This is a genomic window from Eisenbergiella tayi (genome assembly GCF_001881565.1).
Lineage (GTDB): Bacteria > Bacillota > Clostridia > Lachnospirales > Lachnospiraceae > Eisenbergiella > Eisenbergiella tayi.
Genome location: NZ_MPDJ01000015.1, coordinates 1 through 13,333, shown reverse-complemented (window position 1 = coordinate 13,333; position 13,333 = coordinate 1). Strand labels below are relative to the sequence as shown.

General features: G+C 47.3%; 13 protein-coding genes. 5 read left to right on the top strand and 8 right to left on the bottom strand.

Translation table 11 applies throughout. From position 1 onward, the window contains the following. Positions 1-120: 120 nt before the first annotated feature. Entirely contained in the window at positions 121-1,359 is a 1,239-nt protein-coding gene (locus tag BLA28_RS31175; protein ID WP_069155450.1) for an ABC transporter substrate-binding protein, read from the bottom strand. A 545-nt stretch (positions 1,360-1,904) separates the two neighbouring features. Between BLA28_RS31175 and rfbD the strand changes: the two genes are divergently transcribed. The 5 genes from rfbD to BLA28_RS31145 are packed head-to-tail and all read left to right on the top strand — an operon-like array spanning position 1,905 to position 6,355. Beyond that, positions 1,905-2,762 (top strand): dTDP-4-dehydrorhamnose reductase, encoded by an 858-nt coding sequence (gene rfbD, locus BLA28_RS33570; RefSeq protein WP_009253981.1) that lies wholly within the window; start codon positions 1,905-1,907, stop codon positions 2,760-2,762. Beyond that, positions 2,763-4,037 carry a dicarboxylate/amino acid:cation symporter gene (locus tag BLA28_RS33565; RefSeq protein ID WP_009253980.1) on the top strand — a complete coding sequence of 425 codons (1,275 nt, stop codon included), beginning with the start codon at positions 2,763-2,765 and terminating at the stop codon, positions 4,035-4,037. Between the two features lie 51 nt (positions 4,038-4,088). Next, positions 4,089-4,868, top strand: coding sequence for an arginase family protein (locus tag BLA28_RS31155; protein ID WP_069156522.1), 780 nt, complete (start codon positions 4,089-4,091; stop codon positions 4,866-4,868). A 44-nt stretch (positions 4,869-4,912) separates the two neighbouring features. Next, positions 4,913-5,287: a cytidine deaminase family protein gene (locus BLA28_RS31150; RefSeq protein WP_009253978.1), complete on the top strand. Its 375-nt coding sequence runs from the start codon at positions 4,913-4,915 to the stop codon at positions 5,285-5,287. A 42-nt stretch (positions 5,288-5,329) separates the two neighbouring features. Further along, on the top strand, positions 5,330-6,355 hold the full coding sequence (locus BLA28_RS31145; protein ID WP_069155451.1) for a zinc-dependent alcohol dehydrogenase family protein: 1,026 nt from the start codon (positions 5,330-5,332) through the stop codon (positions 6,353-6,355). Positions 6,356-6,467: 112 nt separating this feature from the next. Here BLA28_RS31145 and BLA28_RS34015 read toward each other — a convergent pair whose 3' ends face one another. The 7 genes from BLA28_RS34015 to BLA28_RS31110 all read right to left on the bottom strand — a co-directional run bounded on the left by BLA28_RS34015 (position 6,468) and on the right by BLA28_RS31110 (position 12,853). Next, the gene (locus BLA28_RS34015) at positions 6,468-6,935 is read right to left on the bottom strand and encodes a hypothetical protein (protein ID WP_069155452.1); all 468 of its coding nucleotides are present in this window, start codon (positions 6,933-6,935) and stop codon (positions 6,468-6,470) included. A gap of 46 nt (positions 6,936-6,981) precedes the next feature. Next, complete coding sequence (locus BLA28_RS31135; protein WP_069155453.1) at positions 6,982-8,304, bottom strand: sensor histidine kinase; 1,323 nt, start codon at positions 8,302-8,304, stop codon at positions 6,982-6,984. Beyond that, the gene (locus tag BLA28_RS31130) at positions 8,305-9,015 is read right to left on the bottom strand and encodes a LytR/AlgR family response regulator transcription factor (protein WP_069155454.1); all 711 of its coding nucleotides are present in this window, start codon (positions 9,013-9,015) and stop codon (positions 8,305-8,307) included. Positions 9,016-9,255: 240 nt separating this feature from the next. After that, positions 9,256-9,987: a PepSY domain-containing protein gene (locus tag BLA28_RS31125; RefSeq protein WP_009253973.1), complete on the bottom strand. Its 732-nt coding sequence runs from the start codon at positions 9,985-9,987 to the stop codon at positions 9,256-9,258. Positions 9,988-10,135: 148 nt separating this feature from the next. Next, positions 10,136-10,543, bottom strand: a complete 408-nt coding sequence (locus tag BLA28_RS31120) for a hypothetical protein (protein WP_169897327.1) — start codon at positions 10,541-10,543, stop codon at positions 10,136-10,138. Between the two features lie 272 nt (positions 10,544-10,815). Next, on the bottom strand, positions 10,816-12,177 hold the full coding sequence (locus tag BLA28_RS31115) for a sensor histidine kinase (RefSeq protein WP_069155456.1): 1,362 nt from the start codon (positions 12,175-12,177) through the stop codon (positions 10,816-10,818). 4 nt (positions 12,178-12,181) lie between these two features. Beyond that, the gene (locus BLA28_RS31110; protein WP_069155457.1) at positions 12,182-12,853 is read right to left on the bottom strand and encodes a response regulator transcription factor; all 672 of its coding nucleotides are present in this window, start codon (positions 12,851-12,853) and stop codon (positions 12,182-12,184) included. Positions 12,854-13,333 lie beyond the last annotated feature (480 nt).

Below are 13,333 nucleotides of genomic sequence, written 5' to 3'. Positions count from 1 at the left end.
GATGGTCCGCAGGGCAGACGACCGCCCTGCACCAACGACTGTAAAAGGAACAAGGGAGCAACCTATCGCTGATGATAGCGCGCTCCCCTGCGGTATTTGTATTATGGGCAGTCCGTTGAATTACAGACCCACATATGCGCCGTTTTCGATAATCATACCCTTAGGGCTCTTGGAAACTGCGCCGGTGGAATCCCAGGTTACACCTTCGCCTGTCAGTCCGTCAAAGGTCATGGAGGTAAAGGACTGGATCATCTTTTCGCACAGTTCCTCTGCCGTCATATCGGCTGTTGCTCCGGAATTTTCAAGGGCAGTCTTGTATGCGTATACACAGTCATAGGCATCCGCTGCAAACTGGTTGGGAACGTCGCCGAACTGCTCTTTATATTTGCTTACGAAGCTCTTTGTTTTTTCATCTTCCGCATCTGCATTGAAGGGGGTCAGCAGCATTACGCCTTCTGCCAGGGAGGTATCAAAGCCTTCCAGAGTCAGGATACCGTCCATACCGTCAACACCGAATACGGTGGGGGTGTAGCCCATGTCGCTTGCCTGCTTCAGAATCAGGGATGCAGGCTGATAATAGATGGGCAGGAAGAGAAGATCCGCTCCTGCATTTTTAGCTTCTCCTAGCTGAACGGAGAAATCATTGGAGCTTGCATCGGTGAAGGTGGTGGCGGATACAATTTCCAGGCCGTTGGATTCTGCCTGAGCCTTGAATTTTTCATAAATTCCGCTGGAATAAACATCGTCATTACGATAGATAACCGCAATCTTTGTACCCAGCTGTTTTTCGGAAATATAATCTGCGGATGCAGTACCCTGGTTGGGATCTGCGAAGCACATCTGGAATACGTTATCTTTTCCTTCCGTAACAGCCGTGGAAGATGCGGAAGGGGTTAAGGAAAAGATACGGTCTGCAAAATGATCTGTGGAAGTAGCCTCACAGGGTTTTGTGGTAACGGAGCCGAGTGAAAGCTGGACTCCCCAGTCCTTCAGGGCATTGTATGCGGAAACTGCCTTTTCCGGATCGTTTTCATCATCTTCATATTTCAGGTCAAACTGAACAGCTCCGCCTTCTGCGTTAATTTCATCGACCGCAATCTGCGCGCCGTTTTTAACTGCGTTGCCGTAAATAGCAGCGGCTCCTGTGAGCGGTGCCGTACCGCCGATTTTAAAAACCCCGCCGGCGGCTGTGTTGTCTGCAGCATCTGCCGCAGGAGTTTCCGCAGCTTGGGAATCAGCCTGTACGGATTCTGCGGGGGCAGCCGGAGTAGTCTCGGCAGTGGATCCTGTGTTTCCGCATCCTGCAAGGATACCGGTACACATAGCAGCTGCGCAAAAGATACTAAGTGCCTTTTTCATAATTAGTTCCTCCTCATTTATTAGTGTCGTGAACAATTGTCTGTGACAGAAACACATCTGTCTTTCTGAACAATTTGGTTGTATTATACACCAGTTTCTATTAGGAAGGATAACTTTTTTGCATTTTTTAAATTTTTCGGCATTTTTTCGCCTTTTAGGCCGGATTTTGGAAAGATTTTCGGCGATATGGCATGTGAAAAAGACAGAGAAAGCAAGATCCGGTTCACGGTGAGGCGGATAAAAATAGCAATTAAGTTAAATACTAGCAGTATACGTTTTCAGGAAAGTGAGACAAATGGAAAAGCTTAAAATAGGAGTTGACGTAAAAAGCCTGTTTTTTTATAATAAATTATTACAATTTCCCATACAGTATGGGAAATAAGAAAAAGCTGTGCGTCCCGGATTAACGGACGGCGGGCTTCGGAGGACTCAGACGATATGCAAATAACGCCTGAGTCTTTTAACTCCATCCGAAACGATGGGACGGGGCCTGACGCCGGCTGCGGGAAAACGCATCCGGGCGGAGATAAAAGAGGAGAGACAGAATGCTGTTACAACATGAACGGATTTGGATTACAGGAGCCCAGGGACAGGTGGGCAGCGCATTCGCAAGGATGCTGGATACGACGGAGCTGGATGTGCTTCTGACAGACAGGGATGAGGTGGATATCACCAATATGGATGAGGTGCGGGCTTATGTGGAAATGAACCGTCCCGATGTGATCATCAACTGCGCCGGAATCTGCGGCATTGCTTTTTGTGAGGAAAACAGTGATCTGGCATATAAGGTGAATGCCATTGGGGCCAGAAATTTAAGCGTGGCGGCAAGAAGCGTGCATGCGGAAATGGTACAGATTTCCACGGATGATATTTTCGATGGAAGGGCGGAGGAGCCTTATAATGAATTTTCCGTGCCCACGCCGGTTTCCGTATATGGGAAATCCAAGCTGGCGGGAGAGGAATTTGTGAAAACCATTGCGCCCCGCTATCTGATCATCCGCAGCTCCTGGGTTTACGGAAACGGGGATAATTTTGTGACCAGACTGCTGAAAAGCGCGGAAACCCAAAAGGTGATCAGAGTGCAGGAAAACCAGATGGGCTCGCCCACCAGTGCAAAAGAGCTTGCAAAGGTTATTTACCGGCTTCTGGAAAAGGATGCCTATGGGCTTTATCATGCGGTATGCGGCGGCATGTGCAGCAGATATGAGTTCGCCCGGAGGATCATGGAGCTTGCGGGAAATAATACGGAAATCGCGGCGGGAGATGAGGATATGGAGAACGGCAGGCCTTCGTATGCGGTGCTGGATAATCTGATGCTCCGTCTCGATGGGATAGAGCTTCCGGTTTCCTGGGAAACAGCGCTGGAAGAATATATGAAAAATGCTTTAAAGGAATGGGGATAAATGAAAAAAAAGAAAAAGAACCTCACTACGGTTATTTTTATTGCATTATTATGCGGGGCGTTTACCGGCCTGGTATTAAATCTGTGGGTTCCTGAGGGGTATTTCAGGGATACCGTCATCGTGAACGGCATTTTTTATGTGATCGGGCAGGGGTTCATCCGGCTGATGCAGATGCTGGTGGTTCCTCTGGTTTTCTGTTCCCTGGTCTGCGGCAGTATGGCTATCGGCGATACGAAAAGACTGGGCAGGGTGGGCGTGAAAACCATCGGATTTTACCTGCTGACCACGGCGGTGGCCATCAGTGTGGCGATTTTCCTCGCCGGCCTGATCAATCCGGGGCTGGGGCTTGATTTGGGGAAAATCCAGGGGACGGAAACGGTGATTGCGGAAAAAACGAGCATCGTGGATACAATATTGAATATCATTCCGACCAACCCTCTGGGGGCACTGGCAGAGGGGGAAATGCTGCCCATTATTCTTTTTGCCCTGATCCTTGGTGTCATTCTGGCCCACAGGGGAGAAAAAGCGGATACGGTTTCTTCCTTTTTCAGCCAGTTTAATGATATAATGATGGATATGACGATGGGAGTCATGAAGCTGGCACCTGTGGGGGTGTTCTGCCTAATCGCCAGAACCTTTGCAGGCCTGGGGCTCGATGCTTTCGTTCCCCTGCTGAAATATATGTTTGCCGTATTCCTGGCACTGGCGGTACAGGGGCTCGTGGTATATCAGGTGCTTCTGAAGCTGTTCACAGGGCTCAGCCCGGTGAAGTTCCTGAAAAAATTTGCCCCGGTCATGGCGTTTGCCTTTTCCACCGCGACCTCCAATGCGACCATTCCCCTTTCTATTGATACCCTTCATAAGAAAATGGGGGTGAGTAAGAAAATATCCTCCTTTACGATTCCCCTGGGGGCTACGATCAATATGGACGGAACGGCGATCATGCAGGGAGTGGCTGTGGTATTTGCGGCACAGGCATTCCATATCCATCTGTCTGCGGCAGATTTTCTCACGGTAATAGCCACAGCCACGCTCGCTTCCATAGGAACGGCAGGCGTGCCAAGCGTCGGCCTGATAACCTTATCCATGGTTTTCAATTCTGTAGGGCTGCCGGTTGAGGCAATCGGGCTGATTATGGGGATTGACAGGATCCTGGATATGACGAGGACTGCGGTGAACATTACAGGGGACGCAGTATGCACCACCATTGTGGCGAAACAGGATAATGCGGTGAACGTGGAAATTTTCAACAGGAAGGATCCCCTTGCCGGATAGCCTTATGTATGTGCGGCCGGGAAGGGATGTGTGAGCCGGACAGGAGTGAAAATGCGGAATAAGGATAAGAAATGGCAGCAGTCAGCTGCGCCTGTGGTGATGATGAATTTTACCCATGTTTATGAACAGGAGTATTTTTACCGGAAGGAACCTCATCTGTGGATGGATTTCACGGGGCTTAAGGGAGTGAACGGGTATTGTGATGAAGAGGCCGGCAGGGAAATCCGGGAGCGGATAGAGAATCTGTCTCCGATGGGAGTGCATTTTATCGATTCCGGTAATTTCCACTATATAAGCAAGTTCTGGACGGACAAAATCCGGGAGGATTTTGTATTGGTTCTGTTTGATCATCATACAGATATGCAGCCGTCCCGCTTCGGGGAGCTGCTGTCCTGCGGTTCCTGGGTAAAGGATGCGCTGGACACGAACCCTTTTCTGCGGAAGGTAGTCATGATTGGCATGGATAAGCATGCCCTGGAAGCTATCGGGGAAGACTACCGCGATCGCCTGCTGTGCTTTACCACGGATTTCCTGGGAATGACAAAGGACTGGCAGGCTTTTGCCGGGGAGCATGTGAAGCTGCCCATATACATATCCATTGACAAAGACGTGCTTCGGCCCCAGGAGGAGATCACGGACTGGGATCAGGGAAATATGAGTATTGCCATGCTGGAAGCGATTCTGCGGCTGCTGATCCGCTGTCACACCATTATCGGTATTGATATCTGCGGCGAATGTCCCGATATTCTGGGAAAAGGCCTGGAGGCGGTAAAAAGGAACGATTCCGTCAACCAAAAGCTGATGGAGTTCCTGAAAAGCCAGGTTTTATGAAGTACCGGGGACGGAAAAGGAAAGGCGTGGAGGAAGGAAAACAAATGGAATTTGATGAGTTAACGGACATTGCATACCGTACGTTAAATCCAAGGGAACTGTCGGACAGCTCTTATGCAGGAAGTGTGGCTGCGGCCCTTCTCACAGATCTGGGAAATGTATACAGGGGAGTATGCATTGATACGCCCTGTTCCATGGGCTTTTGTGCGGAGCATGCAGCAATTGCGGCCATGGTTACTGCAGGGGAAAGCCGGATTGTGAAGCTTGTGGCGGTAAGCCAGGATGCGGGAATTGTTCCGCCCTGCGGAAGATGCCGGGAGTTTATGTATCAGATCAACCATGATAATTTATCCTGCCGGATACGGCTGAAGGGAAAAGTGCTTACGCTGGATGAGCTTCTTCCGGAGCGGTGGGATTAATTTACAGGAGTAAATGTAGAAGGGACAGGAAAGGGGATAAGCATGAAAAGTGCAGTGTTTTATGGAAAACATGATTTAAGAGTGGAAGAGTATGCGCAGCCCGAAGTGGGGCCGGAGGACGTATTGATTCAGGTGAAGGCCTGCGGCATATGCGGAACGGACGTACACATTTATGAAGGGGACAAGGGGGCCGCGGAGGTGACGCCGCCGACCATTCTGGGGCATGAATTTTCCGGCGTGGTGGTGAAGACAGGCGGCAAGGTCACGGAGTACAGGGCCGGTGACAGGGTTTGCATTGATCCCAACTGTTACTGCGGCGCCTGTGATGCCTGCCGGAACGGGGAGGCTCATTTCTGTGAACATATGATGGGCTATGGCACGACGGTAAACGGCGGCTTTGCTGAGTATTGCGCGGTTAATTACAAGCAGGTTTACCGGCTGGGAGAAAATACAACCTTTGAACAGGGGGCTATGGCCGAGCCTGTGGCATGCTGTCTGCATGGCCTGGATATGTGTGAAATCCGGCCGGGACATCAGGTGGTGGTAATCGGCGGAGGCATGATCGGGCTTCTCATGGTGCAGCTTGCCAAGCTTGCCGGAGCGGCTAAGGTGGCGCTGCTGGAGCCTGTGGAAGGAAAGCGCGAGGTGGGAAAGAAGCTGGGTGCGGATATCTGCATCGATCCTGTCAATGAAGATGTAAAGGCGGCTCTGGCTGGTGCAGGGATGAATTGGGTGCAGACGGTGATTGAATGCGTGGGCCGTCCGTCAACCATTGAACAGGCAATTGAAATTGCGGGGAAGAAAGCGGTGGTGATGATGTTCGGGCTTACCAAACCGGAAGAAACCATTGCTGTTAAGCCTTTTCAGATTTTCCAGAAGGAGCTTGTACTCAAGGCTTCCTATATTAATCCTTATACACAGAAAAGAGCGCTGGATTTGATTGATTCCGGACGTCTGGATGTGAGCAGCATGATCTATGATGTCTGCGGGCTGGACCGGCTGGGTGATATCCTGAGCCAGCCTCAGCTGCGGGCGAAGGGGAAATATATTATTTCTCCGGAAAAATAAGAGAATATCGGAAAATAACAGAAAAAAGGCTCCTGTCCGCAGGCAGAATGCGGGCAGGGGCCTTCCTTTTCCCGGGATACATGATTTTTATATTTCCGGGGAAAGTATTGTTTTATGAAATTACGGCATTTTGACGTCTGTATGCGTCATTATCTTTTTGGGCCAGTTCTTTTTCTACGGCAGCCAGTTTCTTCTCCAGTTCCCTTACCTTACCCTCGTCACTGGAAGCGGAGTTGATTTGCTGTTCCAATTGTTCCTTCTTTTCTTTTATTTTTTTTATTTCTCGGTCAGCCTTATCGGTATTAACAGTACATTCCTCTTCTGAACTTTTTGAAGCTTCCGCTTTGGGATCATCATATAAAATTTTATAGCTGCCATTCTCGTCCGGAACAACCTTGTATAGGCCGCTTGCTGTATCTGAAGAGTTTTCACTTTTGATATATTCATCATGCGGTGATGGGAGGGAAGCCGGTTTATCTGTAATATCCCTGTCCTCAAGAGAGCGGACAGGGGATGCCATAGCCGGCTCCGATGGATTTTTTTGAAAGACTGTACTGTTCTGTATTACACCTGTTTCCATGGCGATTACCTCCTTTTCCTGTATTTTAAGCCTCAGAACGGATGATTCAATACCTTTGACGTGAAATGTTTTCTTCCTGTTGTGGAATGATGAGCAGCACATTCAGACAAAAGGATTCTTTTTGGGTGTTTATACTCATGGCCCCGTTATATTTATCAGCAATGGATTTGATATTGGATAAACCAATTCCTTTTTTCAATGGAGCTTTTCCGTAGTAACTGTTCTTTATTTCAAGTAAAAGGAAGTCTCCCTGCATATGTCCTGAAAGCTCAATACATTTGTCGGGATTTGCTGTTGCTTTCTCACATCCGTGAATCGCATTGTCTAATGCGTTAGACAATATAATACATAGGTCTATGTCTGTTATGGTACATGGATAAGGAAGTTTTAAGGAGCAGGAAACAGCAATTCCCTTATCTTCTGCGATTCCCAGTTTGTTGCCGATAAGAATATCAAGAACCGGATTATTGGTATGGCAGGGGAAGGATAAACCATCCATCAAGGGTTCCATATTTTCCAAATATTCTTCTGCTTTTTTAATCTCTCCTTTTTCTAAAAGACCGTGAATGACAGACAGATGATTTTTTATATCATGCCGGAAGGATTGTGTCTTTTCATACCTTGATTTTGCTTCTGATACATACTGCTTCTGATGGTGGTTTTCCCGCTCCAGCATAGACAGCTGCATACTGATTTTGAAGCTGTGAATCAATTTTTGGAAGACATAGATAATGCAGAACAGGCTTAAAATACCGAAGCCTTGAATGACAAGCATCTGTAGATGGTTTGTATTGTTCATTTCCCCTCTTCGGCTGAGTACAATTGTGTTGCTGTAAACGGAATTGCTTATAAATTCACTTAACATGAGTATCATTAGCAGCGGCATGAAAAGCATAAGTATATACCGGTTTTTTTCGGTTTCCGAATATACAAAATATTTATGAATAACAGAATAGCAAAGGCAGGACAGCAGCAATGAGCAAAAACTGTTTATAATCATAAAAATCAGGCCGACAGCCTTCGGATTTACCGGATAAAGCAATGGTGATAAAATTCCGGCTAAGGAGTTGAAAATACCAAAGCATAATTCCATAACTTCAACGATGATAATAGTATACAGGACAGCAGTTTTGATGCCCGCCTTATAAATAAAAACACCGAAAAACACCAGTAATACAGCGTTAATCAACAATTTTGCAGGAAGGGCTGCAGGCACCAAATTTACGAAAGAATTGTTTATAGCGGATAACAGTATGTAATGGGAAAGCTTTGCTTTCTTACCATTTAATTTTGCAAAAAAATAAAGTTCTATGATATTTTCAGCGATACCAACTATGAAAATATTGAAAAAATCAATTAAGATAGGCATTCAAAATCTCCATTCTTTCATGTACTGCAATATAGCATTGGTAAATTCTTCGTTCCGTAATCTGGAGACAGGAATTTCTTCCCCATTGCATAAGTAGGCCGTATCTTTTTTATAATTCCTTACATACTTTAAATTGATTATATAGCTTCTGTGACACTTGAAAAAACGATTGTCTAATTTTTTTTCCATGTTTTCAATCTTTTCATAAAAATCAATAACCTCCTGCCGTTCTAAATGCAGATAAATTTTCCGGTTGATAATTTCACAATACATAATGTCATCAAAGGGAACAATACTCCATTCATTTCCTCTTTGTATAAAAAGGTTTGTTTCAGAAGAATTCTGCATAACGGAAAGTAAGCGCTCCATGGTTTTATGGAACCGCTCATGGTTAACCGGCTTTACAAAATAATCAAATGCCTGTACTTCAAAGGAATCGAATACAAGCTCCTCCATAACGGTAACAAATATAAAATAGCCTTTATAATTTCTGCTGCGTAATATCCTCGCCACATCCATGCCGTTTGTCCCGTTCATCCGGATATCAAGAAAAATGAGATCCAAAGGTTTATTGGACTTCAGCAGGGCGCTGCCGTTTGTAAATTGACAGATTTTAATTTCTATATTTTTGGGAGAAAAAAACTCATAAAGTAAACCGGATAATTCATCAGACATGAATTTTTCATCATCACAAATTGCTATATTGATCATGGCGCCGCCTCTTTTCGTAAAAATTTATCATAATAAATTTCCTCTTTCCGGGCAAGGACTGTGTTATGAAATGTCTTTTTGATGGTGCAGAAATATTTGTTATGTGGTCATCAGGCTTATGTTACCATATTTGCAGAAGCAATAACACAAGAGGAGAGAAAAGAAAATCCCCCTGTCTGCGGAAAAATGCAGGCAGGGGGATTTTTGGGGCGGCGGCAAAGAAGTAAGGGTATAGAGGAATCAGTCATATATGGATTCTGATTCCCATTCCAGTATCTTTCCGGTGGCCGCATCAATATCAAATTCATATTTTATTTCATTATAGACAATCTTTATTTCGTATTTCATCCTTCCGTCATCATAATCGGTTTTGAGCCGAAGATTGTTTTCGGTGGCTCCGGGTACCTGTTCCAGGGCAATTTTCTTTGCATCGGCTTCACTGATGGAGCCCGCGGGAGCGGCGGCATTACTGCTGCCCTGGGTGCCATTCTGATGGTGCTCTTCAGACAGCTCCGTATCAAAGCTGCGGATGGTGCCGGTAACGGCGTCAATATCATATTCGTATTCCGTGTTCCCCACATAGAACTTTATATCGTATTCCACGATCCCGTCATCCGTATCCAGCTTCAGCTTGAAGTAGGAAATATCTTCTTCCTTGACTCCGGCATGCTCCATAGCTATTTTTTTCGCATCTGCTTCACTGATGTAAGCCGTCTGTCCGCTGTCTGCCGCAGCCTGCAGGGAAGCGTTCGCAGCAAGGGGGACTGTCTCACCTGCTGCGGGCAGCGAGGCATCATCGTCTTTGTTTTCCGTTATCTGGACAGTGGAGGAAGACGCGCCTGCAGCAAGGGCATCCTGGTTGGAGGTGATTTGCTGTGTTACGGAATCCGGAGTGCTCTGGCTGCCGCAGGCGGCCAGAAGGGCGGCTGATAAGCCAAGTGCGGGAAGCAGGATATATAAATTTCTTTTCATTATTTGTTTCTCCTTTCGGTGATTTCCTTTTGATAAACTAAGCATAACGTGTCAAGATTAAAGAAAGATTAAATTTAATGATAAAATTAAAATACCGGCCCTAATCACAGAAAATGATTAGGGCCGGCAGTCTTTTTTGTTATGAAACTTAGAAGAGCCGCTGGATTACCTGATTGAGTATATCGAATTTATAATCCTCATCCATATCGACAGCAGCCAATATCTGCTGAATACGATCCAGCTTTGCCACATCGGTATCCAATTGCTGAGGTTTCAGGTTGTCCAATAATTTCTGCAGCAGCTCAATCATCCGTTGGTTGGTATTCTCTCTGTTTTCAACAATGTTGCCAATCGCCATGGCGGCGGCTCCTTCCGCATGCTCAAGCTGTGCCAGCGCATCCCTGATATACTGGGAATCGGCCATTATCTGGTCGATTTTCCGGATGATGTAAGACATGTCCGGTTCTGCAGCAGTCGGGGAGAAAATAGTATTATGCACAGCGGCGGGTTCAGCATCCGGCTGAGACGTCTGGTTAAAAGTATTTTCCATATTCATAAAATCAACCTCCGTATTTTCCGGAGGGCACGCAAGGCAGATAGTAGTTTCATTGACGAAGCGTGCCCTGCCGTTTTTGACAAGACCTTTGGCACGTTTGGGCCAGGTCGCTTCATATTCGTTACCCTGCGCATCAATCACAGAAATGTTTTTTATAATGGGTGTCCTCCCCTCTGAATGATGCTGTAATATTGTTATGCTTCGTTTTGTGTAATGGGTGTCTTCCCCTGCTTCTTTATTATACTTCCGGAAGAAAGTGATGTAAAGGAAATTCACTTGTTTTGAGGAAAGGTGAATGTAAAGACGGTCCCTGAGCCGGGAGTGCTTTCGGCGCAGACAGTCCCTCCGTGTGCTTCGGTAATCCATTTGACCATAGGAAGCCCAAGGCCTGCGCCTTCCCGCTCGCCGGAGCTCCGGGCAGGATTAACCTGATAAAAACGTTTCCATATTTTATCCAGTTTATCTTTTTCAATGCCGATGCCGTTATCGGAGACGGAACCGGTTATTAGATTTCCGTCACTGGACAGGGAGATACGGGTCAGGCCATTTTCCTTCCCATAGGTGATGCTGTTGGAAATCAGATTGATGAAGAGCCGCATCAGCATTGTTTCATCCCCGCGGAAAAGGATATCAGGCTGAATGCAGGTTTCCAGTGTAATCCCTTTTTCAGAGGCAAGTCCTTTCTGTTCTTCCGTTATGATTTCCGCCAGTTCGCTTAAGTTCAGCAGCTCATAATGTAGCTTCTGTGTCCCTTTATCCGCCCGGGCAAGGGTGAGCAGCTGTGAGATGAGGTTGGACATTTTCCGTGCCTGGGCGGCAATGGAACGGATACAGTCCTTAATTTCCTGAGCAGGAGTATCTTCCTGCAGGGCATATTCACATTGGGAAAGAATGACTGTGACCGGAGTACGCAGTTCATGAGACACGTCGGAGGTAAATTGCTTTTCATTTTCAAAGGAATCCTCCAGCTTATCCATCATTTTATCAAAGGTATGGGCCATTTTATGGACCTCGTCATTTCCGGCCCCCAGACGGATCCGGCGGGATAAGTCGTTTCCGCTGCTGATTTTCTGGGCGGTTTCCGTCATGTCGGCTAAGGGGGAGAGTGTCCGGCGGATAATGAAATAACCGCCTGCAGCGATACAGAGGACAAAGAAAGGCAGAAAAACCAAAGCCAGGTTCACGACGATTTGGAGGGCGGCGTCTGTCTGGGTCTGGGAAGCGATGCCACGCACCCACAGATTGCCGTAGCTTTCGATTTTCTGGCAATAATCGTAAACATACCAGAGCGTCTGGCCGGAATCCACCTGCTGGATTTCATCCATGACAAGCACGGGGGCACCGTTGAAAAGGGAAGGAATCCTTCCGTAAAGCAGCTTGCCATGGGCGTCATATACGGAAATATAGATGCCTTCTCCAAGAAAATTAATATCATTATCAAATTCCAGCACACCGTCTTCATAATCGATTTCGTGAAAGCTTCTGGTAACGGTATCCTTCAGGCGCAGCCGGGCATTGGAAAGCAGCCGGCTGTTGGTGATAAAAAGAAGCAGCCAGAGGATTCCCACAACAAGCAGTGTCATGAATAAAGTGTACCATAAGGTGATTTTCAGTTTGATAGACATATTTTTCATACGTTCAGGCCTCTTTCAGCACATAGCCTGCGCCGCGTACCGTGTGGATCAGTTTTGGGGTAAAGCCGTCATCGATTTTTTTCCTGAGATACCGGATATAAACGTCCACCACATTGGAACCGCCTTCATAATCGTAGTTCCAGATATGCTGTTCTATTTTTTCACGGGACAGGACAATCCCCTGGTTGCAGATTAAGTATTCCAGAATGGAAAATTCTTTGGAGGACAGAGCAATGGGGATGTCATCCCGGAAAACGCATCTTGCATCACAGTCCACCTTCAGATTGGCAATCCGGTAACAGTTATCAACCCGGCCGCCTTCCCTGCGCAGCATCACGCGGATGCGCGCCAGCAGTTCTTCAAAATCGAAAGGCTTCACAAGATAATCATCGGCGCCGGTATCCAGGCCGGCAACCCTGTCCTGGACGCTGTCCCTTGCGGTAAGCAGAAGAACGGGAGTCTTATTCCCGGCAGAACGCAGCTTTTTCAGCACCTCAAGCCCGCTCACACGGGGCATCATGATATCCAGGATTATGGCATCATATTCGGCCATATCCAGACAATCCAGCGCTTCCTGCCCGTCCAGGCAGGAATCCACGGAATAATGGTTTTTCTGCAGGGTCTTTGTAATGACCTGGTTCAAGTCTTTTTCGTCCTCGGCAATAAGCAGTCGCATAACAGGCTTCTCCTTTATATTTTTCATTTTACGGAAGAAATATGAAAATAACATTAAAAATTATACCATATATGTTGCAGTTCAGCTATTCTTTGTGGAGCGCACCTTCCCGCTTCGGATTCCCTTCCCGGCGGGGACCGCGTGCAGATAAACCTACTGCGTGAACGGCTCCGTCTGCCCGGGTGCCTCTTCCGGACGGCCTGCGGCACGGTAAGGTTCCTTATAGGGCACGCTTTCGCTCGGATAAACACGCAGCGGTACTAAGGCTGCAAAGGACGCAGCCTAAGGACCGGCGTGTTTATACGGCCCTTACAGGAATCCTTACCGTGCCGCAGGCCGTCTGGACGAGGCACCCGGGCAGGCGGAGCCGTTCACGCAGGAGGGTTATCTGCACCCGGGCCCCGCCGGGGAGGGAAACCCACGCGCGGAGGAACTAGGCCCCGGGCCTAGCTGGACCGTCAGACATCCTTAAAATCCACA

Excerpts from the sequence above, each read along its gene's own strand:
- BLA28_RS31175 (WP_069155450.1), bottom strand. The coding sequence starts at position 1,359 with ATGAAAAAGGCACTTAGTATCTTTTGCGCAGCTGCTATGTGTACCGGT.
- rfbD (WP_009253981.1), top strand. The coding sequence starts at position 1,905 with ATGCTGTTACAACATGAACGGATTTGGATTACAGGAGCCCAGGGACAG.
- BLA28_RS33565 (WP_009253980.1), top strand. The coding sequence starts at position 2,763 with ATGAAAAAAAAGAAAAAGAACCTCACTACGGTTATTTTTATTGCATTA.
- BLA28_RS31155 (WP_069156522.1), top strand. The coding sequence starts at position 4,089 with ATGCGGAATAAGGATAAGAAATGGCAGCAGTCAGCTGCGCCTGTGGTG.
- BLA28_RS31150 (WP_009253978.1), top strand. The coding sequence starts at position 4,913 with ATGGAATTTGATGAGTTAACGGACATTGCATACCGTACGTTAAATCCA.
- BLA28_RS31145 (WP_069155451.1), top strand. The coding sequence starts at position 5,330 with ATGAAAAGTGCAGTGTTTTATGGAAAACATGATTTAAGAGTGGAAGAG.
- BLA28_RS34015 (WP_069155452.1), bottom strand. The coding sequence starts at position 6,935 with ATGGAAACAGGTGTAATACAGAACAGTACAGTCTTTCAAAAAAATCCA.
- BLA28_RS31135 (WP_069155453.1), bottom strand. The coding sequence starts at position 8,304 with ATGCCTATCTTAATTGATTTTTTCAATATTTTCATAGTTGGTATCGCT.
- BLA28_RS31130 (WP_069155454.1), bottom strand. The coding sequence starts at position 9,015 with ATGATCAATATAGCAATTTGTGATGATGAAAAATTCATGTCTGATGAA.
- BLA28_RS31125 (WP_009253973.1), bottom strand. The coding sequence starts at position 9,987 with ATGAAAAGAAATTTATATATCCTGCTTCCCGCACTTGGCTTATCAGCC.
- BLA28_RS31120 (WP_169897327.1), bottom strand. The coding sequence starts at position 10,543 with ATGAATATGGAAAATACTTTTAACCAGACGTCTCAGCCGGATGCTGAA.
- BLA28_RS31115 (WP_069155456.1), bottom strand. The coding sequence starts at position 12,177 with ATGAAAAATATGTCTATCAAACTGAAAATCACCTTATGGTACACTTTA.
- BLA28_RS31110 (WP_069155457.1), bottom strand. The coding sequence starts at position 12,853 with ATGCGACTGCTTATTGCCGAGGACGAAAAAGACTTGAACCAGGTCATT.